This window comes from Anabaena sp. CCY 9910 (genome assembly GCF_963920875.1).
Taxonomy (GTDB): Bacteria; Cyanobacteriota; Cyanobacteriia; order Cyanobacteriales; family Nostocaceae; genus Trichormus; species Trichormus variabilis.
The window spans coordinates 51285-77011 of the sequence record NZ_CAWUDJ010000008.1 but is presented as its reverse complement, the minus strand read 5'-3'; the positions used below and the strand labels follow the sequence as shown (position 1 = coordinate 77011).

Sequence of the window (25727 nt, the reverse complement as noted above, 5' to 3'; positions counted from 1 at the left end):
TTTGGTATTTTCAATTGCCTCTATGGTTACTCTGTCCCCCAACCTCAAAGCTAGACTTTCCCAACCCCTAAACATCGGCTCGTTTGTAGTTAAAAGCCGTGTTCTTCAGTCGCCTTTGTCGGGGGTGACAGATATGGTGTTTCGTCGCCTAGTCCGTCGCTATGCACCCGATTCAATGATGTATACAGAAATGGTAAATGCTACGGGTTTACACTACGTCCAGCAGTTACCAAAAATCATGGAAGTAGACCCCAACGAGCGACCAATCAGTATTCAGTTGTTTGACTGTCGTCCCGATTTTTTGGCAGAAGCAGCAATCAAAGCCGTTGCGGAAGGCGCTGATACGATTGATATCAATATGGGGTGTCCGGTAAATAAAATTACCAAAAACGGGGGCGGTTCTTCTTTACTACGACAGCCGGAAGTTGCAGAAGCGATTGTGCGGGAAGTAGTAAAAGCTGTTAATGTGCCGGTCACTGTCAAAACCCGGATTGGTTGGAATGACAGAGAAATTACCATTCTCGATTTTGCCAAGCGCATGGAAGACGCTGGAGCGCAAATGATTACGGTGCATGGACGCACCCGCGCTCAAGGTTACAATGGCAATGCCCGTTGGGAATGGATAGCCCGTGTCAAAGAAATACTTTCCATCCCGGTGATTGGTAATGGCGATATATTCTCTGTAGAATCGGCGGTGAAATGTTTAGAAGAAACGGGTGCTGATGGTGTGATGTGTTCCCGTGGGACTTTGGGTTATCCGTTTTTGGTGGGGGAAATTGACCATTTCTTAAAGACTGGTGAACTTTTACCAGCACCAACCCCAATTCAACGTTTGGAATGTGCTAGAGATCATTTACAAGCCTTATGGGAATATAAAGGCGATCGCGGTGTCCGTCAAGCCCGCAAGCACATGACTTGGTATGCTAAAGGTTTTGTCGGTGCGGCTGAGTTGCGTGGACAATTAAGCGTAATTGAAACAGTCCAACAAGGTTTAGATTTGATTGACAAAGCCACTGAAAAGCTAACTCATGGTTATGAGCTAGTGGAGGAAGCTGATAATTTTCAGGTAGCTTAAGGCCAAAGGGTGCAAGAGTAATAGCCTCATCACCCCTAAACCCTTACACCCCTAAACCCCCACACCTTTGACTTTGCCAGCGTTACACTAAAACAGTAAAGAAATGTAACTAAATTAAATCTGGCGATCGTGGAAACAATTACCTTAGGGAAAAATGGCCCTACCGTTACACCACTTTGTATTGGAACTTGGGCTTGGGGTGATAAACTGTTTTGGAATTATGGCAATGGCTACGGCTCCGAACAGTTACAAGAAGCATTCACCGCCGCTTTAGAAGCTGGTGTTACCTTTTTTGACACAGCAGAAGTTTACGGACTAGGACTATCAGAAGAATTATTAGGGCAATTTGTAAAACAGGTAAAACAACCTGTACAAATTGCCACAAAATTTGGCCCCTTGCCTTGGCGATTTTCAGGTCAGTCTGTCTCTGATGCCATCACAGACAGCCTCAAACGCCTGCAACTTGAGCGTGTGGAATTGTATCAAGTGCATTGGCCATTTACTTTTTTGTTAAGTCAAGAAACTTTAATGAACACCCTAGCCGATGAAGTGAAGCGGGGGAGAATTGCTGCTGTGGGTGTGAGTAATTACTCAGCATCACAAATGCGCCAAGCTCACCAAATATTAGCGGCTAGGGGTGTGCCTTTGGCGGTAAACCAAGTCCGCTATTCTTTACTAAGTCGCCAAATAGAAACTGAGGGCATTGTAGCAACTGCCCGTGAACTAGATGTAACTATTTTGGCATATAGCCCTTTAGCGCAAGGTTTACTTACAGGAAAATATTCTGCTGAAAGTGCTGAAGTTCCGACTGGTGCTAGAAGTATAGACCCAAGATTTAAAAAAGAGGGATTGCAAAAAATCGCACCAGTAATATCTTTACTACGCAGCTTAGGGGAAAAATACGATCGCACTCCTGCCCAAGTTGCCCTAAACTGGTTAATCGCTCAAGGTAATGTGATTCCCATTGCTGGAGTCAAAACCGCCCAGCAGGTAAGGCAAAATGCAGGCGCTTTGGGTTGGAGATTAAATGATGAGGAAGTTCAGGAGTTAGAAAAAGTTAGTCGTCCTTGGAAATAGTGGTTGGGGATTGGGGAGAAAAAAGTAAAAAGTAAAAAGTAAAAAGGTAAAAGATTTTTTCTTTTGCCTTGAACTAGGGATTGGGTGGAATTTCTTCCCATCGGCTGCTACTTCTAGCCTCTAACCTCTAGTCTCTTACTCAAACACATTGTGATAAGTCATATCCCCGACTTTTTTAAAAAAGTCGGGGATATAAACATCCGCAACCTGTCCCAATAAGCTGAGTTGACTACTAGCATCTCACTCAAACACAGGCGGCCAAATTTCTGATACTGTTAGCTCCCAACCTGGAAGTAAATCAGGTAATGTCAATTTATCGTTATTTTGTAAAATTACAGGCTCTTGATTAATTCTGTAAACGGTTAATGTTAATTTATCTGGGTCGATGAGAATTCCCACCGTACATCCTAGTTGTAAAAATAATTGAATTTTTTCTTCCAGTGGCTTGATGCGATCTGATTTAGATTTAATTTCTACCATCAAGTCAGGGACTAATTCTACAAAATCACGCTTGCTAATTTTTAGTCTCTCCGCACGCACAAAAGATACATCAGGAGCGCGGAGATTTCGCTTTTCTATATCAGCTTCGATGCCATTTTCCGCTTCCAGTCTAGGCAGAATAAAACCAGCGCTAGAACCAGTTACCCGTCCTAACTTACGTGGGCGAACCCAGTTGCCAAGCAATCGAATTAACTCAGCGCCGATTTCTTCTGAAATATAATCTGATGGCCCCATAACCAGAATACTTCCGTCCACCAGTTCCATCTGCCATTCTGGATGTTCAGCTTGTAGCTGCTCTAAGTCTGAGATTGTGAACATAAGATGAGAAATAATCCATTTATATCTATGTTCCTACAAGCTGATCAAAACAGTTAGCTATCTTAGCTAAGTTCAAAGTCTGATGACTAATGACTAAGAAGCTGATTCTCTTGCAGCAGGTGAACCCAATTTAGGATTGCTAGGTGTAGCGGAAGTTTCACGACGGCCAGTCCGCAATTTTGGTTTGGGAGTACCGCGTCTTTCGTCGTCGCTGTTGTTATTGTCTGATTTGTTCCAGTTGGAACGACCTCTGTCACCGGAAAACTCACGACGTTTGCCGCCTAGTTTAGGTTTGGGAGTGGATGCGACTTCTTCAGGGATTTCGGCATCCGTGCTTAACCAAGCGGGACGAGTTTGATCGTAAGCGATTTGTAGTGCGGCTGCGGCGATCGCTTGAGCGTCATATTTTTCGATCAATTCGCTGACAATGGGCAAGAAGGAAGCTAAACGCTCACCAGCTAAGGCTTCTCTGACTTGCTCTTGCAATTTCAGGATGTGGCGTGCTTCGATTTGCGCCCGTGTGGGAATGGAAAGCAATTGCCAATTTTGGCGGACATGGCGTTCAAAAATTTGCTGTTTGCGACGCTCAAATGGTTGTACTAAGGTAATTGCTGTACCTTCTTTACCAGCACGACCAGTACGACCGATCCGGTGGACGTAGGTTTCGACGCTATCGGGTAGGTCGTAGTTAATTACGTGAGATAGTTGATCGACATCTAAGCCCCGTGCAGCAATGTCGGTTGCTACTACCCAGCGCACTTGACGACTACGGAACCGAGTTAATAACCGTTCCCGTGCTTGTTGGGACAAGTCGCCATGATATTCATCTACACTGTGACCGGCTGCTTGCAGTTGGCTGGTGAGTTCGGCGGCTGTACGTCTGGTGCGGACAAAGATTAAAGCTGTTTCTGGGTCTTCCATTTCCAGAATTGGCTGTAAGGCTCTGGCTTTTGTCCAGTGACGGGGGATGAGATAAGCTACCTGATTGATTTTATTGGGGGTGGCTTTTGGCTGCTCGACGGTGACTGTGACGGGCGATCGCAAAAACTTGTTAACCAACATCCGAATTGATGGTGGCATGGTAGCTGAGAATAAAGCTGTCTGACGCTCTTGGGGTGCTTGAGAAAGAATTTTCTCTACATCGTCGATAAAGCCCATGCTCAACATTTCATCGGCTTCATCTAAGACAAACCACTTGACTTGATCTAGCTTCAGGTTACCCCGTTCTAGCAAGTCAATTACCCGCCCTGGTGTACCGACAACGATATGCACGCCGCGTTTGAGTTGTAGCATTTGACGGTCAATTGATTGACCACCGTAAATTGCTAAAGTCCGTAATCCACTGTTACCAATGAATTGAGCCATTGCATCGTGGACTTGAATTGCTAATTCGCGGGTTGGGGTTAAAACTATGGCTTGTACTGCTTTTTGTTGAGGATCTAACCGCTCTAAAATTGGCAGTGAAAATGCTGCTGTTTTACCTGTACCTGTTTGTGATTGACCAACTACATCACGTCCTGACAACAGTTGGGGGATGGCTTGGGCTTGAATGTTTGTTGGTGCTGTAAAACCAAGTTTTTCTAAGTGTTCTACGCGTTCTTGGGAAATTCCTAGTTCGGGAAACGATAAGTTCATCAACTCTCCTAGATTTTGCTTTTTTGCTTTTAGACTTGTAAACCGAAACGTTGTACTACTGATCAGCTATCAGTTATGACTGACAACTTGACCAAACAGGTCATACTCATCAGCACTGTGAATTTTCACAGGGATAATGGTTCCTAGCTTCGCCTCGCCATCAACGTAGACCTGACCATCAACTTCTGGAGAAAATCTGCCAGAACGACCAATTAATTTCCCACTTTCAGGATTTTCTTGCTCAATCAGGACTTCAACTGTTTTGCCGACTTCCTGCTGATTTTTTCGCCAAGAAATGGGTTGCTGGAGTGCCATGAGGCGATCGCGGCGTTCATCCATCACCTCTTGGGGCAGTTGATTTGATAACTTGTAAGCGGGGGTTCCCTCTTCTGCGGAAAAGGTGAAAACACCTACATGATCAAACTCATGCCGTTGGACGAACTGTAGTAAATGCTCAAACTGTGCTTCTGTTTCTCCAGGGAAGCCCACTATAAATGTTGTCCGTAACACAGCACCTGGAATGGCTATCTTGAGGCGCTCGATGATTTCATCGTTGACTCGCCCTTGCCAGGGACGGTTCATGCTACGAAGAACTTCACTATGAGAGTGTTGTAGAGGCAAATCTAGATATGGTAAGACGTTTGGTGTTTCTTGAATTGCCGCTATCACATCCGGGGTTAATCCAGTGGGATAGGCGTAGTGCATCCTAATCCACGGTACATTAATTTTCCCTAAAGCACGCAATAGTTCGGCTAATTTGGGCTTACCATAAATATCCAACCCATAGTTGGTAGTGATTTGGGAAATAAGAATGATCTCTTGCACCCCTTGGGCTACTAGTTGCTCGGCTTCAGCAACTATAGATTCTATAGTACGCGATCGCTGGTTCCCGCGTAAGTGGGGAATTATGCAAAATGCACAACGGTAATCACACCCTTCGGCTACTCGCAGGTAGGCTACACCTTCGGTAGTAGTTCGATAGCGTGGGGTAGTTTCATCGGCGATATAGGTTGGCTCGGCGCTAACTAGTGTAACCCGTTCGCCTTGCTCTGCTCGCTCAATGACGTTAACTATTTTATGGTAGTCTCCTGTACCAACTACAGCCACTGCTTCGGGTAACTCTTCCAATAATTGTGTTTGGAAGTGCTGCGCCATACAGCCCGTAATGACAATTTTTTTGTTGGCTTCTGCGAGTTCTACTAAGGTTTTAACAGATTCTTCCCTAGCTGATTCTATAAAACTACAAGTGTTGACTATTACGTAGTCGGCTAATTCTTCATTTGTATCTACACCATAACCTGCTTTTACCAGCAGGCCTAACATATGTTCTGTATCAATTCGATTTTTCTCACAGCCCAAGTGAGAAATTGCTATTGTCGGCTTTTCACCCATATTTTGAAAAAAACTTCCAGTCTTTTCTTGTTATTAAACACAAAACGCGATAGTTTTGCTTTTTTCCTCCGCACCCTTGACTGACAGCGATCTGGTGGGGTACATCCACGGTCAACAACTGCCCTTTAACCCTGAGTTTGACTATTTCAGGTCGTGTTATGATGTTTTTATTAGTTTGTTTCCCAGGGTAATTTTTAGTGTCTTGAGATAAATCTGACACTTTTAAGTTTTTTAACAATTCGCCTATTGGTATTTTACATTACCGCAGCGTATGCGTTGTTAATTTACCCATCGGGAAGCCGCCCAAAGGGCTGGTTGTGAGAAGTCGCTACCCTCAGGGAAATCGCACTTGCGACTACGCCCAATAAAGCAGTAATGCTACCCTAACGATCAGGCTTGACCTACATGAATCGCAGGTGATGTGCCTAAACCACGGGAAGCTGCCTTGCGTGTTGTGAGTGGCAAACTCCTCTTGTAGCCAGGTTTTATCTTAACATATCTTATGGTAAGTTTTGCGCCAAATTCTGTCTTCAGGAGGAGGTAGTAAAATATCCTGCATAAAACGAAATTTAATGATGTGGGCTGGGGATGAGGGAGATCAGGAAGATGGGGGAGATAAGAAAGATGAGGGAAATGAGGGAAAATTTTTTTGAATACCCAATCCCCATTACCCAATCCCCATTACCCAACCCCCAGTACCAATCCCCAATCCCTGACAATAGTTAAAGACGTGGACTTATATCAACTATTTAAAACTCGCACACCGATTATTGGCGTGGTTCATTTGCTCCCACTGCCTACCTCACCCCGTTGGGGAGGCAGCCTCAAAGCAGTGATTGATCGGGCAGAACAAGAAGCCACAGCACTGGCTAGTGGCGGAGTGGACGGTATTATTGTAGAGAATTTTTTTGATGCGCCGTTTACTAAAAATCAGGTTGATCCAGCCGTTGTTAGCGCCATGACTGTTGTCGTGCAAAGAATACAGAATTTGGTGACATTACCGATCGGTTTAAATGTGTTGCGAAATGATGGCAAAAGTGCGATGGCGATCGCCAGCTGTGTCCGCGCCCAGTTTATTCGCGTCAACGTCCTCACTGGGGTGATGGCGACAGACCAAGGATTAATCGAGGGAGAAGCCCATGAATTATTGCGCTATCGGCGAGAATTGGGTAGTGATGTGCAAATCCTGGCTGATGTCTTAGTCAAGCACGCTAGACCACTGAGTTCACCCAATCTGACTGTGGCGGTCAAAGACACTATCGAGAGGGGTTTAGCAGATGCGGTGATTTTGTCTGGCTGGGCTACTGGTAGTCCCCCCAATCAAGAAGATTTAGAATTAGCTTGTGATGCTGCCAATGGCACACCCGTATTTATTGGTAGTGGGGCGAGTTGGGAAAATATTGCTACACTGTTGCAGGCTGCCAACGGTGTAATTGTTTCTAGTTCACTCAAACGCCACGGTCGAATCGAGCAACCAATCGACCCGATTCGCGTCAGTCAATTTGTGGAAGCTGCTCATCGGAGTTGGAACTCTAAAGGTGAGAGCAAATCGGTTTCCTCAATCACTATACATTCGTAAGTGCTGGGGACTGGTGACTGGGAATTCTTTTAGTCTCCAATCCCTAATCCCCAATCCCTAATACCCAATCGCAATTTATGATTCGCCGCCGTTCTACTCCTTGGATTCATAAATGGTCGCGTCTAATAATTGCCGCGATCGCCGGATTTGGCGCTCTCAATACCGGTTATCTAACTATAGAAAAGTTAACAGGAGGTAGCCCAGCTTGTGTAGCACAGGCTGGTGCGAAGGGTTGTACTGACGTACTTTCCAGCCCCTGGGCAACAATTTTAGGACAGCCATTAGCCTTGTTTGGGTTTTTAGCGTACACCAGTATGTTGGTGTTAGCATTAGCACCTGTTGTTTGGAAAGGTGGAGAAAACAACAACCGCAAACAACTAGAAAATGTGACATGGTGGCTACTGCTGGTAGGTGCGATCGCCATGTCTGTTTTTAGTGGCTATTTAATGTATTTACTGGCATTTGAAATTAAAGCTCTGTGCCTTTATTGTATTAGTTCGGCTTTATTCTCCCTTAGCCTTTTGGTACTAACAATTGTTGGGCGTTCTTGGGAAGATATCGGACAAATCTTATTTACTGCTTTGATCGTGGGTATGGTAACCCTGATTGGTACTCTAGGAGTTTACGCAGGTATTAATAAACCGGATGTTACCTCTGCCAACATACCTCCTGGACAACTAGCACCTTTTGTTCCCAAAACCAATCCTAACCCAGAATTTGGTTGGGAAATTAATACTACTTCCGGTGAGGCAGAAATTGCCTTAGCACAGCATTTAGTTAAGGTAGGTGCTAAGGAATATGTGGCTTATTGGTGTCCTCACTGCCATGACCAGAAACTACTTTTTGGGAAAGAAGCCTACCAAATCATCAGTGACCAAATTAAGATAGAGTGTGCTGATGATAGTCCCAAGGGTCAGCCAGAATTGTGTCGAGCCGCAAAAATACAAGGTTTCCCCACTTGGATTATTAATGGTCAAACCTATAGTGGAGTGCAGAACCTCTCGGAATTAGCCAAAATCACAGGTTATACAGGGCCAAGCAACTTCAAGTACTTTAAGTAACTTCTACAAATCATTTCCACCCAGTCCAGACACCAATAAATATGACAAATAAAACAGTCAACTGGTTGATGAGCATAAATCACCTGTTGACTTTTTTATTTATGCGATGAGAACTGAGGGGTTTATAGTTGTATATCTTGGAAAATAAGGATTTTTGCTCTGACTTTCCCTGTGAGATACTGAGGCATATCTTGCTTCCCTAAAGATTTACATCCACTGAACATAGCTTTTTTTCAGAAAAAAATATGGCAGTTTTAAGTAAGTGAAAATATACTATTGACAAACAGTACTTAGATTGGGCTTGTGTCTATGAATAATACAATATCAATCATACAATTAATTGTTATCTATACCAGTCGATATTATCTGGAGAAATATTATCTAGATATATATAGGAACCCGACGCTCAGACTACTCTTCTTCCCACGCAGTGGCTCCCCTACGTATATTTCAAAAATCAAGTATGATTTCTAATATATTTCTCCAGATCAATCAATCTAGTTTATCAAAATTTATTGCTCGATAGTTACTTGATTTGTAACAAGTCAATATTCAGGTTACTTCATTCATAATTATAAAGAAATGAGTGCCTAAAATTATGTTTTTTCTCCCGATGATAAAACTTGAATATTAGGATTTTTCTGACTTGGGAAATTTTGGGTTAATATTTATCAGCAATCAAGAAAATTATCCCACTTAGGTATTGGGAATGAGTAAGCAACTAGGGAATCCTATTGTGAGGTTAATTCTGGGACTAAAGCAATGGCTGAGTCGAGGACGAAGAGAATTAATTACTGCTTCCATCGTTTTAGTTTGTGTCCTGATGCTGCGTTCTATAGGATTACTGCAATCCTTAGAATTGGCTGCATTAGACCAATTTTTTCGCCTCAGACCAACCGAACAGCCTGATAATCGCATTACTATAGTAGCCATTGATGAAGCTTCCTTACATAAAGGATTTCCCATTCCTGACGGCATCATTGCTAATTTATTAAAAAAATTACAAGCCAATCAACCTCGTGTTATTGGTTTAGATATTTATCGAGATTTGCCAACCAAAGATGGCCATGAAAATTTAGTTGATACTTATAAAACAATACCAAATTTAGTCGGTACGCAATTATTATCAAATGATAAAAGTTATAAAGTTGCGCCACCACCACAATTAAATTCCCAACAAATAGGTTTTAATAACTTACTCTATGACCCAGACGGCAAAGTACGCCGAATTTTGTTGTACTGGCATATTGGTGAAAATTATTATGAAAGCTTTGCTTTAAAGTTAGCTTTATTGTATTTAAAATCAGAGAAAGTTCTTCCTAGAAAAGCAGCTAATAACCCGGAGTATTTACAGCTAGGTAAGTCAGTTTTTCCTCGATTTGAACAAAATGATGGTGCTTACGTTAGAGCTGATGACAAGGGTACTCAAATTCTGTCTAATTTTCCTAAACCAGGTTGTCGAAATTCGTCTGTAGATTCCTGCGGTTTCCGAAAGGTTAGTATGCTAGATGTGCTAGATGATAAAGTGCCGCGCAGTTGGATAGAGGATCGCATTGTCTTAATTGGCTCTACTGCTCCTAGCCTCCAAGATTTTGTATTTATTCCCTATTCAAGTCGTTGGATGAGAGCAGCAAAACCTGTGGCTGGGATTGAACTGCAAGCTTATTTTATTAGTCAGTTAATTTCTGCGGCTTTGGAAGGAAGACCTGTATTAAAAGTTTGGTCTGATTTTTGGGAATACTTGTGGATTTTTGCGTGGTCATATTTAGGAGCAGTAGCAGCATGGCGAATACGGGGAACAATTCCCAATATAGTGGCAATATTTTTTGCTTGCTGCTTGCTTTTTTTAAGTGCTTATCTAGCTTTTTTATCAGGGTGGTGGATACCATTAGTTCCAGCACTGCTGACCTTGGTTGGTTCAGTAATTTGGATGATTAATTATCTTGCTCATATGCAGGAAGAGTTAAAGCGTTCCAAAGAATTTTTACAGCAAGTAATTGATACGATCGCTGACCCAATTTTTGTAAAAAATGAGCAACATCAGTGGATTGTTTTAAATAAGGCTTACTGTCGATTTATTGGTTATCCTGAGAGTTTTTTAGTCGAAAAGTCAGATGTTGATTTTTTCCCTAAACATGAAGCTGATGTTTTTCGACAGCAAGATGAGTTAGTGTTTGACACTCAAAAACCTCAGGAAAATGAGGAAGAATTTACTGATGCTTATGGAAAAACTCATTTAATTGCTACTAAGCGATCGCTCCACAAGGATGCAGCCGGTAATTTATTTTTAGTTGGGGTGATCAGAGATATTACTCAGCGCAAATTGATGGAGGAAGAACTCAAGCGCACGGCAGCTGAGTTGTTTCGCTCTAATAATGAATTAAAACTGAAGGAAGACCATTTGCGTTATTTGGCTTATCACGACGCTTTGACCGGTCTTCCAAACCGTAAATATTTTGCGGAACAACTTTACGAGTCCATTAATTGGGCAAAAGATAACAATTTCTCCCTTGGACTTCTATTTATTGACTTAGACGGCTTTAAGCAGGTTAATGATAGCCTTGGTCACGAAATGGGCGATCGCTTGTTGGTGGTGATAGCTCAAAGACTCAGCAATTCTTTACGCGCTAGCGATACAGTGGCTCGCTTAGGTGGCGACGAATTTACCGTTATTCTACAGGCGATACCTAACGTGCAAGTAGCAGCCAAAGTCGCTGAAAAAATTCTAGCGAACATCACTGAGCCAATTGTTTTGAACGGATGTACTACTAAAGTTTCTGTCAGCATTGGTATTAGTATTTACCCAGAAACCAGTTTAGATCCTGATACATTGCTAAAAAAAGCGGATGCAGCCATGTACCGCGCCAAACATTTAGGGAAAAATCGCTTTGAGTTGGCAGATAGGGGAAATACTGAGTCCTGAGCAAGGAACTTCCAAATCATGTTGGAGTTTTGTTGGCGTAGCCTTTCCTCCGAAATGCCATACAGGCGTAGAACTACTCATAGAGTATTTCGTATTTTGAATTTAACTGCTATCAGTTGTTCATGATAGTTACTTAGATATTGAACGACACAACTAGTCTTGGTCGGACATATTATGAAATTTTACTGATATTTCTCAAACCAATTTTTAAAAAGAATGATTATAATGGTCGTTCTCTCCCTAAACTTTACACATTCTTAAGATCATGAATTGATGAAATTTAGATGAATCTGCGTAATGTTACGTAAATTACTACTGATAGTGTGAGTATTTACACCATGAATTATTAAAAAATAATTAAAAAAACATGATGTTGATATTTCTCTTGTGGTAATTAATGAACATATATAACTTTTGACGTAGAAATAACTATAACCAAAGACCGGTGTAAATAACCGGCTGTAGGTTATATTGCTTAACTATTGAGTACCTCTTGGCGTCAATTCTTGAAGGGATGCGACTCTTGATGGTCTTTTAGTTAAGTATTTCTCTGTCTCACCAATAAGATTAGCCAACGTTTGATTCTTGGGAAAAGCTTTTTTCCTGTTTGTAAAAAATAAACAGCCTGTAGATAAATCAGAAATTTAAAAAATTGCCCAAACCTATGAAAACCAACTGGACAATCATCGGTGTTGTGATATTTTGCATTAGTGCCAGCCTGATTATTCCCAAGGTAGCGGATGCTAATGGAAATCAGAATCATGTTTCCTTCGCTAGCAGTTCTAGGGATATAAGCACGATGCCTAGCCAATCTGAGCAAAAAGCACAAGATTTGGAAGAATCTTATGTTCCACCAAATTATGGTGGGCCAGATAGCCAACACGGTAGCGGTACTCGCTAAATATTCATTTTTTGTAGGGTTTTATAAGCAAATAAGCACGTTACTTACTATTTGACTAAGTAGTCTCGTAGGGGCAGTAATTTGCGTGTGATACAGGGAGAAACTTAAATCCAGAGTGATTACCTGGAGATAAATATCAATTTACTATCAGTATTTTTTTGTGCCTATTGGAAGTCAATATATGGAACTTAAACACTTAGTTGAATATACTTAAGCATTATTTAAGATTTCATGATCAGAGATTGCCACCATTGGTGCTTTTGTACTAGGGTGTGGACTTGCCAATCAGGATTTGAGTCGGGATAGTCTAAACGGAAGTGTCCGCCACGGCTTTCAGTTCTAAAAGCAGCGCTTTTGAGAATTAAATAGGCAACATCGAGTAAATTGCCTGTTTCTGCCCAAAGTCGTAGTTGTTGGTCGGTATCTGAGAAATTAAAGCTAACTGGCTCGTTGGGTTGTAGAGATAAGAAAAATTGGCTTAAAGGCAACGCAGCAAAATCCTGTTGCCAAGATTCCACAGTAGCGATCGCCACAGATAAAGTAGACTGTTCTCGACAAATACCAGCGCTTTGCCAAACTAGACGCGGTAACTTTTCTCGCAGTATGGTTAATTGTGATTGCTGGTTTTGCCACTCGCTGGCATCAATCTTAAATTCTTTTGTGGGTAAGGCTGGTGTTTCTGTGTGCTGTGTCAAATCTGCTGGCGTGAGATTTGCTAACTGCGCCCCAAAGACAATACACTCCAACAATGAATTACTCGCTAAACGATTCGCTCCATGTACACCCGTACTAGCGGTTTCTCCCACTGCATACAATCCAGGTATATTAGTTTGATTGTTTAAATCTGTGGCAATACCACCCATCCAATAATGGGCGGCTGGGGCTACAGGAATCGGTTCATGAAAAACATCTATACCCCAACGTTGACAAACCTTAACAATATTGGGAAACCGCAGACGAATCTTTTCTTCCGGGATGGGGCGCATATCCAACCAGACATAGGCTGTAGCAGGATCGACCGCAGTGCGTTGTAGATGACTAAATATAGCCCGACTCACCACATCTCTGGGTGCTAATTCTCCAGCCGGGTGATAATCAAAGGCAAATCGCCGCCCTTCATCATCTACAAGGTGTGCGCCTTCACCACGGACTGCTTCACTGATTAAGAAACGGTCTGCACCTGATTTAGTTAAGGCTGTGGGGTGGAATTGGACAAATTCTAAGTCACGGAGAATAGCCCCAGCCCGCCATGCAATTGCGACTCCATCACCTGTACTTACCGCCGGGTTCGTGGTTTGGGCAAATACTTGACCACCGCCACCAGTCGCCAAGACTACAGCCCCAGCCCTGACCCATGTAATTGCACCTTGATAAAAGAGGCTGATTCCCTGACAATGACCGGTTTCTGGTTCCAGCCAAAGACTCAAAGCCAAAGCTTGCTGAATTACTTGGATATTTGGACGACGTAATACTTGGGTGGTGAGAGTGGTTGTGACTTCCCTACCTGTAGTGTCGGCGGCGTGAAGAACACGGTTACGAGAATGGGCGGCTTCTAAAGTTAACGCTAAAGCTTGTCCATGTCGGTCAAAAGCCACTCCCAAGTCCACCAACGATTTGATACATTTGGGGGCTTGTTGAGCCAAAAATTCTACGGCTGTAACATCACACAAGCCCGCTCCTGCGTGAATTGTATCTTCAATATGTAGAGAAGGAGAATCATTAGGGGCGATCGCAGCAGCTATACCACCCTGCGCCCAATCACTAGCAGATAAAGCAACAGTTTCTTTGGTAATCAAGCCGACTCGTAAGGATTCTGGCAGACACAATGCTGTATACAGTCCAGCCGCACCAGCACCGACCACTAAAACATCAAATTGGCTAGGAAACTCTATTTGTGACAAGGTTAGAAATCTGGGTAATGGGTAATGGGTGAGTCCAGTCCTGTAGGAGGGTTTCCCTCCGTAGGGAACTGGCGTTAGCGTAGCGGTAGCGACGTAAGGAGCGTCACCCGAAGGGTAATGGGTAATGAATAACGGGTAATCACCAATCACCAATCACCTATTACCTATCCCCTGATTTAATAATAAGACTCCCACCCCCTGGGATAGAGAGTGGGTTAGTCTTGTTGACGGGAAATACAAATTGGGTTATCTGTAAATACCGTTGTTAAAGCGATCGTCTCCTTCGTTGAAGGCAGGTTCTAGTTCTGTTACGGTGAATTTGTCAAAATTAGACTGTAAGAGTTGTTTTTGACCATCGCTTAATCCTGGTAGATCCAAGACATCTTCTACCTTGCTGTAAGGAGCATTTTGGATAATTTTCCGAGCCAGAGTGGGATATAACCCTGGATATTGTTGAAAAGCTCTTACGTTGGTATTGTTCAAATCGATTTTCTTACCGAATTCTGTTGCTAGTTTGGCATCTGCCCGATTTTGCGATTCAATCGCCAAAACTGGGACTTGAGGAACCAAAAAACTTTGTAAACTGCCAGCTTGGGCAATTTGAGTTGTTCCCAACCATCCCCAGCAGCCTAGCAACAAACTAAATACTGTTAATAAACGCACCAATCCTTTCACGATTTTTTTACCTCTTTCCATCAAACTGAAACAACAGCTTTAAGCAAACAGCCTTCAACAATATATAGTAGAGACTTTGCGTACAAGGTTTCTACTGTTTATGAGAAGCCAATGACTTAATCAACACACAGCAGCCATCAGAAACTAATATACAGCTTATTAATGCTCACAATATTTGGTGTTAGTCATTAGTCAGTTGTCAGTTGCCAGTTGTCAGTTGCCAGTTGTCCATTTTCTTCTTTCTGCTCTCTGGCTCTTAGACCCCACTCTCATTTTTATGCCGTGAGGGCGGCTATTAAAAATAAGCTATCTACCAGAATTGTACTTAGGACTGCTCCGCCGAAAGCATACCAGTGTCGCTGCTTTTTAGTTAGGGGTAAAGTTCCTGCTATTAGTAGCACCAAACCTAGAATAACTGCCCACGATATACCCCAAGGTGTTTGCACTTGGCTAACGGCTGCTTGTAAAATGGGCGACACATTTTCAGGTTCTATTACCATGATTTGCCGCCAGTAGGGCATTAAATCTACTACATAAAAATACACATCTGTTAAAACCGTGCCGAGTAAGGAACCTAAATAAAACCAGTTACCTACTTTGCCCCAGTTGCGTAACAAACACCAACAAGCAAATGGTAGTCCTATAGACTCTACTGGTAAATGCCACAAAGGTTCCCAACGTAGCCAACCCCAATAAATTCCCCCTGCTAGCCAACTCCAGCTAAAGCCTAAAAGTAAATCTCCCCATACATAAGTTGCTGGACGGGACATTAAAGTAAAACTGAGCCACACCCAAAATCCTGTGAGCGCTAAACTCAACGTGGGTAGCGATCGCACTAATGGCGCTTCTATAAATACTGGTACTGATACTAAAAATACTGCTGCTGCAAACACTAGCCAGGTTTGTTTAGACACTAAAGCTAAAGGTAATGAGGGAGATGCTTGTAGTGTCGATTCCAATTCTTGAATATTCTTCTGTCCAGTTTCGCTTTGCGGTAATTCCGTAATCCCTGGAGTGGTAGAAGTTGCGTAAGATGCCAAAGTATTATTAATCAAAGTTTTAATAATTGTTACTAATCTTTATATTACTCAAAATACCATACTCAATAATCCCCCCTGGGGGCATATTTATACTACCACGGTTGGGGAGGAGAGAACTGTTGACTGTTGGCTGTTGACTAATGACTATTGCACCGCAGGCTGGAACATGAGATGCTTTGTTGGGTTATTTTCCTGGGAGCTTATCTAGTTAGCTGTTTGTTTATTTAATTGTTTGTAATACAGCGATCGCAGGTAAAGTAATGACTTTATTCAAACGTCAATGGTTCGTGCTTGTTAGTGCAGTATCGGCGGCTGTGTCGGTAGTGCTGTTTCCTTTGGAAGTTTTTAGCGCCTCACCTAACTCAGTAGGTGGCGGGGTGCAGCAAATGAATATTTTGCAGGCGATTGTTTTAGGTTTTGTGCAAGGAATGACTGAATTCCTACCCATTAGTAGTACCGCACACCTGAAAGTTGTACCAGTCGCCCTTGGTTGGGGTGATCCAGGGGTAGCTTTCACGGCTATCATCCAGTTGGGGAGTATTGCGGCTGTGCTGTGGTACTTCTGGGGCGATTTGACAAGAATTATTAAGGGCGCGACAAGAGCGATCGCCTTGAAAGATTACGCTGATTATGATTTACGTTTATCTTTAGGAATTATTTTAGGAACCATACCCATTGTCTTTTTTGGGTTGCTGATTAAAAAACTTATCCCCGATTTTGATAGTTCACCTATCAGAAGTTTAGGAGCGATCGCTGTTGCCTCGATAGTCATGTCCTTGTTACTAGGGGTGGGAGAAAAATTAGGCAAACGTGAGCGAGATTTTGAACATCTGACAATGCAGGATGGGCTGTTGATGGGTTTAGCCCAAGCACTAGCATTAATTCCCGGTGTTTCCCGTTCCGGTTCCACCCTCACAAGCGGGTTATTTATGGGCTTACAACGAGAAACCGCCGCCAGATTCTCATTTTTGCTAGGGATTCCCGCTATTACCTTGGCGGGATTAGTCGAATTAAAAGATGTTTTCGCTGAAGGTATAGCCGACGGTGCAGCGCTTCCTTTAATTGTGGGAGTAATTTCTGCCGCTATTTTTTCATATATGGCGATCGCTGGCTTACTGAGTTTTCTTAAAACTCAAAGTACTTGGGTGTTTATTTGGTATCGGTTAGTGTTTGGTATAGCGATTTTGGGGGCAATTAGCGCCGGAATTTTGCAAAATAGTTAGGGATTGGGGACAAAGAAGTAAAAAGGTGCTTCATTCTGAACTGTAGAGACGTTGCATGCAACGTCTCTACATCATTTATTTGGTGCAACAAAGCATACAAGTTATTAGGGTGCGTCAGTATGAATCATTTTTGTAAGATTGTTTGCAAGGAGTTGTCTGTGTTCTGAATCTTACTGCCATTAGTCTATATTCATTAGTAGTGACTCTAATGAGATATTGGCTTTTGATTCATGGCTGCTATTCTTCCCGCCCGTATCACCAAAGTACTACCTGATTCTATAGCTGCTGAGATTGGCTTTGAAGCGGGGGATGCGCTTGTAGCTATTAATGGTGTACAGCCCCGCGATTTAATTGATTATAAATTTTTATGCTCTGATGAGTTCCTGGAATTGGAAGTTTTGGACGCTTCTGGCAAAACTCATCATATCGAAATTGAGAAGGACTACGACGAAGACCTGGGGTTAGAGTTTGAAACGGCCTTGTTTGATGGTCTAATTCAATGCAATAATCGTTGCCCGTTTTGTTTTATCGACCAGCAACCCCCAGGTAAGCGTTCTAGCCTGTATTTAAAAGATGACGATTATCGATTAAGTTTTTTATACGGCTCTTATCTAACTCTCACCAATTTACCGGAAAGGGAATGGCAACGGATTGAACAGATGCGCCTGTCTCCCTTATATGTGTCTGTTCATGCGACGGAACCGGAAGTAAGAATTAGACTGCTGAAAAATCAACGTGCAGCACAGATATTAGACCAGTTGCGGTGGTTTCAAGCCAGAAGGCTACAAATCCATGCCCAAGTAGTAGTATGTCCTAGTATAAATGATGGCAAACATCTGGAACAAACACTACGGGATTTAGCGTCATTTCATGATGGGGATGTGCCTACCGTTGCCTCAGTGGCAGTTGTACCAGTCGGGTTAACAAGATTTCGCCCTGAAGAAGACGAACTTATACCTGTAACAAGAGAAAAAGCCCAAGAAGTGATTGCACAGGTGCGATCGCTAACCCAGGAATTTCGCCGACAATTTGGTTCTAATGTTGCTTGGTTAGCCGATGAGTGGTTTTTGATTGCGGGTGAGGAATTACCTAGCGAGGCTGAGTACGAAGAATACCCCCAAATTGATAACGGTGTAGGTTCAATTAGGTTATTTCTCAAACAATTTACTAAGGCTGCGGCGGAATTATTACCAGCAAAAATCAACCATCCCAAAAAGTTAACTTGGGTTGTTGGTAATGCTGTAGAAAAAGCCTTTCAACCAATTCTCAAAAGCTTAAATGCGGTGGAAGGATTAGAAATAAATATGCGTGCTTTATCTAGTGATTACTGGGGACAAACTATTAGTGTTACTGGGTTAATTACTGGACACGATTTACTTTTACACTTAAAAGAACAGGATTTAGGTGGAGGCATTTTGCTACCTAATGTCATGCTCAAACATGGAGAATTAGTTTTTTTAGATGATATGAGTGTTGAGGAAGTAGCCCAAAAATTACACACCAAAATCATACCAATAGCGGGGGTTGAAGAACTGATAAAGACCTGTATTACTGATAGTGTTAGCGTTTAAATAGGCAATATCAGTTGTTTTCCTGATGTAAATCAGAGTTGATTTAATTCATAAATAATAAATAATAATTAATTAGTGGTAAGGAGAAGTAGTGAAGAATCACAAAAAAATCAATCAAGATCATCACAGATTACAAATTAAAAAAACTGGATTCTTCATTTTTACTCTGCAATTAGTTATTTTTAATTGTGTTGATATTTTGACAGCAAAGGCGGTAGAAAAACCCGTTTTGAGTGTAGTTCAAAGTCCAGACAATACACAGCATTGGGCAGGAATTACCAAACGCTTGCAGAATATTGGGGTGGAATATTGTGTGATTCCCCTAGCAAGTGTGAGTAATGCAGCAGATTGGGGCGATCGCCGCGTGTTATTTTTACCGAATATCGAAACCCTTACACCAACCCAAGCGATCGCCTTGGAAGAATGGAAGAGCAAAGGCGGTAATATCATTGCTAGCGGCCCCGTTGGTAGTCTCTCAGCCCCAGGAGTCCGTCAATTATTAAAAACCCTCTTAGGCGGCTATTGGGGATTTAGCCTCAAAGATAAACAAGAAATCAAACCCCCCGAAACCCTAAGTCATAGCTGGGTAAACAATGGTGGAATTTTTGGTAATGTACATGGTGGTGTTCTCATACCCAGTAGTGGTGCTAGTCAAACTGTAGCTGTGTGGAATTCCAGAGAGAATCCCGCCGCCGTAGTCTCCACTGAACGTGCTACCTTTTTGGGCTGGCGCTGGGGAACAGATGCAGCTTCCACAGCAGAATTAGATAGTTCTTGGCTCAAAGCTGCTGTGACTCGTTATGTGTCAGGAAATAACACCAAAAAAATAACCGGAGGTGCGGCCAATTGTGCCACATCGGTAGCAACTGTTTCAGAGGAACAGAAGAGAACTAATAATATCGCCCCCCAAACCATCACTCCACCTAAACCAGTCTTACCAGTAACCAAACCACCGGCAACTGAAGAAGCGATTGATCAACTGGAACAACAGGTACATTGGGATGTTGCGCCTCATTCTAATGCACCAATAGGTAGTAGTGAAGCGATCGCTCTCCAACAAGAACTAGAAAACCTCATTGGACGAGTAGAAAGCGCCCATTTAGCCGCAATGGTAAATGATGGCAATAGCAATAACTCTCTGTCTGTGAAAGCTGAAACCCCACGAATTACCAGCACCTCTTTAACTCCCATTGCTAACAAAGAGCAAGTTTTGGCACAAGCCAGAGTAGTAGCCAAAAACTTACCTCAGTTAATCGCCAATAAAAATTATGCTCTGGCTCGTCAACAATGGCTCGTAACCAGAACAAACTTGTGGAAGCAGTTTCCCACAGACCGCAGATTAGCACCAGCCGAAATTCGCTCAGTATGGTTAGACAGAGGGACAATTGTCCGTGCAGGTAGCGAACAAGAATTAGCCAAAATTTTTGATCGTTTGGCGCAAGCAGGAATCAACACTATCTTTTTTGAAACAGTCAACGCTGGCTACACCATTTATCCCAGTAAAGTTGCACCCCAGCAAAACCCATTAATTCGCGGTTGGGACCCCTTAGCTTCTGGGGTGAAATTAGCACATGAGCGAGGGATGGAATTACACGCTTGGGTTTGGACATTCGCGGCTGGAAACCAGCGTCATAATGAATTACTGAATATTCCCACCAATTATCCAGGGCCAGTCCTAGCGGCTAACCCTGATTGGGCAAACTATGACCACCAAGGGCAAATGATTCCCCTTGGTCAAACCAAGCCCTTTTTCGATCCAGCCAATCCCGAATTACGCCAGTATTTGCTGAAACTTTACGAAGAGATTATTACTAAATATAAAGTCGATGGTCTACAGCTAGACTATATTCGCTACCCTTTCCAAGACCCAGCAGCCGGACGAAGTTACGGTTACGGTAAAGCAGCCAGAACCCAGTTTCAACAATTGACAGGTGTAGATCCGATGAAGATTTCCCCTAGTCAAACACAACTATGGCAGCAGTGGACAACATTCCGTACCCAGCAAGTTGATAGCTTCGTTGCCCAAGTCTCTCAAATGTTACGTCAGCAGCACCGCAACCTGATTTTGTCAGTTGCAGTCTTCCCCTTACCAGAATATGAACGTGTCCAAAAAATTCAACAGCATTGGGAAATTTGGGCGAGACAGGGAAATGTAGATTTAATTATTCCCATGACTTATGCCCAAGATACCGTGCGTTTCCAGACCTTAGCAAAACCTTGGATTACTTCGACACAATTAGGTTCTACTTTATTAATCCCTGGAATCAGATTACTTTCTCTACCAACATTAGGTGCATTTGATCAACTACAACTGGTGAGGGATTTACCAGTGAGTGGTTATGCACTGTTCGCCGCCGAAAATTTAAATAACGAGCTGCACAAGTTATTTAGTAATACTCAAGGAAAGCAACAATCGGCAATTAGTGAACCTTTACCTCATCGTGAACCATTCCAAAGTGCTGTGACCCGATATCTGAGTCTGAAACGCGAATGGCAATTAGTTCTACAGGACGAAAAACAACAGATAACAAATAAAAGCATTTCTGATTTTTATAGCCAGGCAGAATTACTGCAAAATGCTTTAAATCAACTAGCAACCGCACCTTCTGCTAGTAAATTAGTCACAGCCAAAGCTAATTTAACTCGCTTTCAATCACTATTTCGAGTCTGGATGCGTCAACAACAGATGGAAAATAGCTATCAAGTCAGAGCATGGGAAAACCGTCTGGCAATTATAGGCAGACTGTTACATTATGGCGAACGCCAATTAGATTCACATCCTAACCGTAGAGCGAATATGGTTTCTAGGTAGTGAAAAAATATCCAAAATGCAGGGGTTTAGGGGTGTAGGGATGTAGTGAGTCCTATGTAGGGTGGGCAATGCCCACCATATAAGGCAATACGGTTCAGTTAAGAAAATAAAACAGATCTATTTTTTGGAGGGGGCTTGGGGGACGCAACCGTCCCCCAATCGGGGGTTTGGGGGATTCTCCCCCAAGTCTTGGTTCTTCTGAAATCGATAAGCTGACAACGTTAACTGAACCGTATTGCCACATAAGGTTTTTGGTGGGCAATGCCCACCCTACAAATACTCTTCATTTTGAATTTTGAATTTTGAATTTTGAATTGGTATTCCCTAACCTCTAAAGCCAGGGATTAGACGCTTGAGAGCGCGACCAGCAACGCTGCTGTAAGACATTTCACCACAGAGGATTTTACCCATAACTTTGGGTGCAGTGGGACGCTTGACACCAACTTGATAACCAACGCTAGGAAAGCGATAGAATGCTCCGGCTAATTTTTGCGCCCAAGCCATTTCCGCACCCCAACTTTCCTGAATGATTTCGGTGTATTGTTCCAAAGCGTTGATATCACCAGAAAGTGCTTGGTCAACGGCTCCGGCGGCCATGACACCGCTATAAATTGAGGGACGAATCCCTTCGGCGGTCATGGGGTCAACTACACAAGCTGCTTCCCCTGCCAAAATAGCGTTTTGAGTGTGTAATTTTTGATTACCATCCCATAGAGCAATTGGATGACCATATTGCTTACTAGTTTTGACATCTATATTAAATAATTGGGAGTATTCAACCAAAATTTTCTTAAAATCTTGGGGTTGACCACCAATAAAGGTTCCTACTCCAATGGAATAACCTTCTTCTTTGGGGAAGTTCCAGATATAACCGTTTTTCACTAAACCAAACTCGAAGTGAATTGTCGATTTATCTTCTACTTGGGCGGGAACTTCTGCTTCTAATGCACCAGCTAAACGGCGTTTACGTTCTTTGAAGCCTAACCATTTTGCCATTGGGCCTTTCGCACCGTCAGCCGCTATTAAGTAGCGACCTGTAACGGGGCCGTTGGCGGTGTTAACTTGCCAGTAGTCGCTTTTAAACTCAATTCCTGTAACTTCTGTATTATCTCGCAGTTCAGCTCCTTGTTTCTGGGCTTGCTGCACTAGGAAATGATCAAAAATTTCCCGGCGTACCATCCACACTGGTTCTTTAGTCTCAATCTTCGCTTCTACAGGATCGCCTAAGTTCCAGGTAAAGCGAAATGAGTCTACTTTCAGGGAAATTGCTGGGCTAAAGTCAAAGTCAAACCATTCGGCAACTATTGGTGATACTCCCCCGCCACATGGTTTATATCTAGGTAAGGATTCTTTTTCTAAAACTAATACTGAACGCCCTTTTTTGGCTAGATGATATGCTGCTGCGCCACCCGCAGGCCCAGCACCAACGATGATGGTGTCGTACATAAAAAATTCAAAATTCAAAATTCAAAATTCAAAATTTCTGAAAGTTGTCAACAGTTAGGAATTACTGATAAAAAAGGCTGAGGAATATGAGATTCTTCAGCCTAAAAACTATTTAGACAGTGGTGATATCTTTTTCTTTTTCTGTCAACAGTTCATCGATTCTGGCAGTGTATTTGTTGGTTAGTTTTTGCAGTTTGTCTTGTTGGTCTTTGGCTTCATCTTCGGAAACCTCAGCGTTTTTCTCTTGTTTGCGAATTGAGTCTATGGCATCACGGCGGATGTTACGAATAGCAACACGCCCTTCTTCCGCGTACTTAGCAGCCAGTTTGACTAATTCTTTGCGGCGATCGCTTGTTAAGGGTGGTATATTCAAGCGAATGGCAGAACCATCATTACTGGGGGTTAGACCAACATCCGAGAGAGAAATTGCCTTTTCGATAATATTTAAACTGGTCTTATCGTAAGGCTGAATTTGTATTGTCGTTGCGTCTGGCGTGCTGATGTTTGCTAGGGATTTTAAGGGTGTAGGTGAACCGTAGTAGTCTACTAACACCTTATCTAACAAGCTGGCATTGGCGCGGCCAGTACGAATTGTATTAAATGCCCGTTGAGTCGCCTCAACAGTATGTTGCATTTTACTTTCAGCTTCAGCTAATTTCACAAGAACCTCCCACAAGGGTACCGATAGATTCTCCTAAAACGGCGCGGCGAATATTACCCCGCGTTGTTAGGTCAAATACAAGAATAGGGATATTATTTTCTTTACAAAGGGCGATAGCCGTACTGTCCATCACCCGCAAGTCCTGAGCGAGGACATGGGCGTAGGTGAGACTGTTATAACGTTTGGCATTAGGATAGACTTCGGGGTCTGCATCATAAACCCCATCTACCTTGGTGGCTTTAAAAATTACTTCTGCGTCGATTTCTGCGGCTCTTAATGCTGCTGTTGTATCTGTTGTAAAAAAGGGATTACCGGAACCAGCACCAAAAATAACCACCCGTCCCTTTTCTAGATGACGGATGGCTCGACGGCGAATATATGGTTCGGCTAATTCCTGCATAGCGATCGCAGTTTGTACCCGCGTTTGTACTCCTATGCGTTCCAGTGAATCTTGCAGCGTCATGGCATTCATTACCGTGGCAATCATCCCAATGTAGTCGGCGGTTGCCCTGTCCATCCCCGCCGACGCTGCCTTCACGCCACGAAAAATGTTACCACCGCCAACGACAATGGCAATCTGAACGCCAGTGGCTATCACCTCTGCTATTTCTTGGGCTATTTCCTTGACCACTTCTGGATCAATCCCATAGCCCATGTTGCCCATTAAGGCTTCACCGCTCAGTTTGAGTAAAACCCGTCGGTAATTCGTTCCCATGAAGTTCCGCTTTATCAAAAAAGTTGCAAGTGCCTCCAATTTAAGATAGCAGTACAATGACTATCTATGTCTATATATGCCAGATCAATGAAGTGCCTACTGGTTCCGTCTCAGGTACTGGGATTTCTTCGCCTTTAAACAGAGCAGCGATCGCATTTCGCAGGTAGTCTTCACCTACAGATGATGGCTCTTGAGGATGATTGTCAATCTGACCTCTATATCGCAATATACCATGACTGTCGATCAAGAAGGCGATCGGTGTTTTAGTAGCGCCAAAGCTCCTGCTAACTTCTTGGGTAGAATCCCACAGGTAAGGAAAGTTTAACTTGTGATTTTGGGCAAAGGCTTTCATTTTCTCTAAGCTTGACCAACTTGGCTCGGTAATATCACTAGCATTTATGCCAATTAAGATAAAGCCTTCCGCTCCAAATTCCCCTTGAATGCCTTTTAACCTGTCTAGATACAAATTTACATAAGGGCAGTGATTGCCCAAAGAAACTACGCCAACTGCGCGAAAATTATCTAAATAACGACTCAGATGATGGACGTGATTATCAATCCCTGGTAACTCAAAATCTGGCGCGTAACCACCAACAGGAGTGTTACTTGTTTCTAGTATGGTCATTTTCTTTAGCCAGCCTGCACTAGGAACAAAAATCTAGGTGAAATTTAACCTTACTGTTTAGGTTTAACTCACCTATTAATAGATGCCTTGTATCCAGTACATCTTATGGGCTAACTTCAAGTCCGTAAATTGTAAAACTACTGAATTTATCCGGATACTTATTTCAGTATCTTGTATTAACTTCCTAATCTTGTGTAAAGATATTTAAATAGTGTTATTAATGAGCCATGATAAAAATATGAAGTACAAAATTAAGTTCATCAAAAAAGAGTATTACATAATATCTATAAAGTAATGATATCAAGTTAATAATATCTCAATTTTTTTGAATCTTATTAGTCGAGCCTGCACTCGCCTATAAATAGGACAATCAATAATTCCCACGTTAAACGTACAAAGGTAGACTATTTCTACTGCCTTCTCCGTGATAATTTTTATTAATCTCTTGATTGCATCCATGCTCTGAGTTGAAAATAAGGTGTGGGTGATCAAGAATAAGAAATTGAGGAATAACAAATTTCACACTCTTGTTGTGGAATTTCTGTTTATTGATTTCTAACCTGACAAAAATCTCAGTGCTGTAGACATTGCTGCTC

General features: G+C 42.6%; 19 protein-coding genes. 9 read left to right on the top strand and 10 right to left on the bottom strand.

The annotated features are described in order from the left end of the window. Nucleotides 1-22: 22 nt before the first annotated feature. Entirely contained in the window at nt 23-1075 is a 1053-nt protein-coding gene (dusB, locus tag ACM5QX_RS09000; protein ID WP_414753242.1) for a tRNA dihydrouridine synthase DusB, read from the top strand. Between the two features lie 129 nt (nt 1076-1204). Further along, on the top strand, nt 1205-2152 hold the full coding sequence (locus ACM5QX_RS08995) for an aldo/keto reductase (RefSeq protein ID WP_414753241.1): 948 nt from the start codon (nt 1205-1207) through the stop codon (nt 2150-2152). Between the two features lie 240 nt (nt 2153-2392). On the opposite strand, the gene ACM5QX_RS08990 is transcribed toward ACM5QX_RS08995, so the two are convergent. From ACM5QX_RS08990 to rimO, 3 genes are all read right to left on the bottom strand, one after another. Next, nucleotides 2393-2971, bottom strand: a complete 579-nt coding sequence (locus ACM5QX_RS08990; protein WP_414753240.1) for a Uma2 family endonuclease — start codon at nt 2969-2971, stop codon at nt 2393-2395. 93 nt (nt 2972-3064) lie between these two features. Then, on the bottom strand, nt 3065-4606 hold the full coding sequence (locus ACM5QX_RS08985; RefSeq protein ID WP_414753239.1) for a DEAD/DEAH box helicase: 1542 nt from the start codon (nt 4604-4606) through the stop codon (nt 3065-3067). A 69-nt stretch (nt 4607-4675) separates the two neighbouring features. Next, on the bottom strand, nt 4676-5998 hold the full coding sequence (rimO, locus tag ACM5QX_RS08980; RefSeq protein WP_414753238.1) for a 30S ribosomal protein S12 methylthiotransferase RimO: 1323 nt from the start codon (nt 5996-5998) through the stop codon (nt 4676-4678). Between the two features lie 730 nt (nt 5999-6728). Between rimO and btpA the strand changes: the two genes are divergently transcribed. From btpA to ACM5QX_RS08960, 4 genes are all read left to right on the top strand, one after another. Continuing rightward, nucleotides 6729-7577, top strand: a complete 849-nt coding sequence (gene btpA, locus ACM5QX_RS08975) for a photosystem I biogenesis protein BtpA (RefSeq protein WP_041456604.1) — start codon at nt 6729-6731, stop codon at nt 7575-7577. A 77-nt stretch (nt 7578-7654) separates the two neighbouring features. Next, a complete protein-coding gene (locus ACM5QX_RS08970) occupies nt 7655-8638 on the top strand; it encodes a vitamin K epoxide reductase family protein (protein WP_414753237.1) in 984 nt (327 codons plus the stop codon). 709 nt (nt 8639-9347) lie between these two features. After that, nucleotides 9348-11561: a CHASE2 domain-containing protein gene (locus tag ACM5QX_RS08965; RefSeq protein WP_414753236.1), complete on the top strand. Its 2214-nt coding sequence runs from the start codon at nt 9348-9350 to the stop codon at nt 11559-11561. Between the two features lie 664 nt (nt 11562-12225). Next, nucleotides 12226-12462, top strand: coding sequence for a hypothetical protein (locus ACM5QX_RS08960; RefSeq protein WP_011317508.1), 237 nt, complete (start codon nt 12226-12228; stop codon nt 12460-12462). Nucleotides 12463-12683: 221 nt separating this feature from the next. Here ACM5QX_RS08960 and nadB read toward each other — a convergent pair whose 3' ends face one another. The 3 genes from nadB to ACM5QX_RS08945 form a co-directional block, all read right to left on the bottom strand. Further along, nucleotides 12684-14363, bottom strand: coding sequence for an L-aspartate oxidase (nadB, locus tag ACM5QX_RS08955; RefSeq protein ID WP_041456603.1), 1680 nt, complete (start codon nt 14361-14363; stop codon nt 12684-12686). Between the two features lie 246 nt (nt 14364-14609). Continuing rightward, nucleotides 14610-15038 (bottom strand): photosystem II complex extrinsic protein PsbU, encoded by a 429-nt coding sequence (psbU, locus tag ACM5QX_RS08950; protein WP_041456602.1) that lies wholly within the window; start codon nt 15036-15038, stop codon nt 14610-14612. A gap of 275 nt (nt 15039-15313) precedes the next feature. Next, nucleotides 15314-16093: a DUF3120 domain-containing protein gene (locus ACM5QX_RS08945; protein ID WP_414753235.1), complete on the bottom strand. Its 780-nt coding sequence runs from the start codon at nt 16091-16093 to the stop codon at nt 15314-15316. Between the two features lie 245 nt (nt 16094-16338). Between ACM5QX_RS08945 and ACM5QX_RS08940 the strand changes: the two genes are divergently transcribed. The 3 genes from ACM5QX_RS08940 to ACM5QX_RS08930 all read left to right on the top strand — a co-directional run bounded on the left by ACM5QX_RS08940 (nt 16339) and on the right by ACM5QX_RS08930 (nt 21684). After that, nucleotides 16339-17301 carry an undecaprenyl-diphosphate phosphatase gene (locus ACM5QX_RS08940; RefSeq protein WP_414753234.1) on the top strand — a complete coding sequence of 321 codons (963 nt, stop codon included), beginning with the start codon at nt 16339-16341 and terminating at the stop codon, nt 17299-17301. Between the two features lie 230 nt (nt 17302-17531). Next, entirely contained in the window at nt 17532-18872 is a 1341-nt protein-coding gene (locus ACM5QX_RS08935; RefSeq protein WP_414753233.1) for a TIGR03279 family radical SAM protein, read from the top strand. A gap of 91 nt (nt 18873-18963) precedes the next feature. Then, entirely contained in the window at nt 18964-21684 is a 2721-nt protein-coding gene (locus tag ACM5QX_RS08930; protein WP_414753232.1) for a glycoside hydrolase family 10 protein, read from the top strand. Between the two features lie 324 nt (nt 21685-22008). Here the strand turns inward: ACM5QX_RS08930 and ACM5QX_RS08925 are convergent, their stop codons facing one another. From ACM5QX_RS08925 to ACM5QX_RS08910, 4 genes are all read right to left on the bottom strand, one after another. Beyond that, complete coding sequence (locus ACM5QX_RS08925; protein ID WP_414753231.1) at nt 22009-23130, bottom strand: geranylgeranyl reductase family protein; 1122 nt, start codon at nt 23128-23130, stop codon at nt 22009-22011. A gap of 112 nt (nt 23131-23242) precedes the next feature. Continuing rightward, entirely contained in the window at nt 23243-23791 is a 549-nt protein-coding gene (frr, locus tag ACM5QX_RS08920; RefSeq protein ID WP_414753230.1) for a ribosome recycling factor, read from the bottom strand. Further along, nucleotides 23778-24506: a UMP kinase gene (pyrH, locus tag ACM5QX_RS08915; protein ID WP_011317499.1), complete on the bottom strand. Its 729-nt coding sequence runs from the start codon at nt 24504-24506 to the stop codon at nt 23778-23780. Before pyrH ends, frr begins: the two co-directional genes overlap by 14 nt. 70 nt (nt 24507-24576) lie before the next feature. Further along, nucleotides 24577-25131, bottom strand: coding sequence for a thioredoxin family protein (locus ACM5QX_RS08910; RefSeq protein WP_414753229.1), 555 nt, complete (start codon nt 25129-25131; stop codon nt 24577-24579). Nucleotides 25132-25727 lie beyond the last annotated feature (596 nt).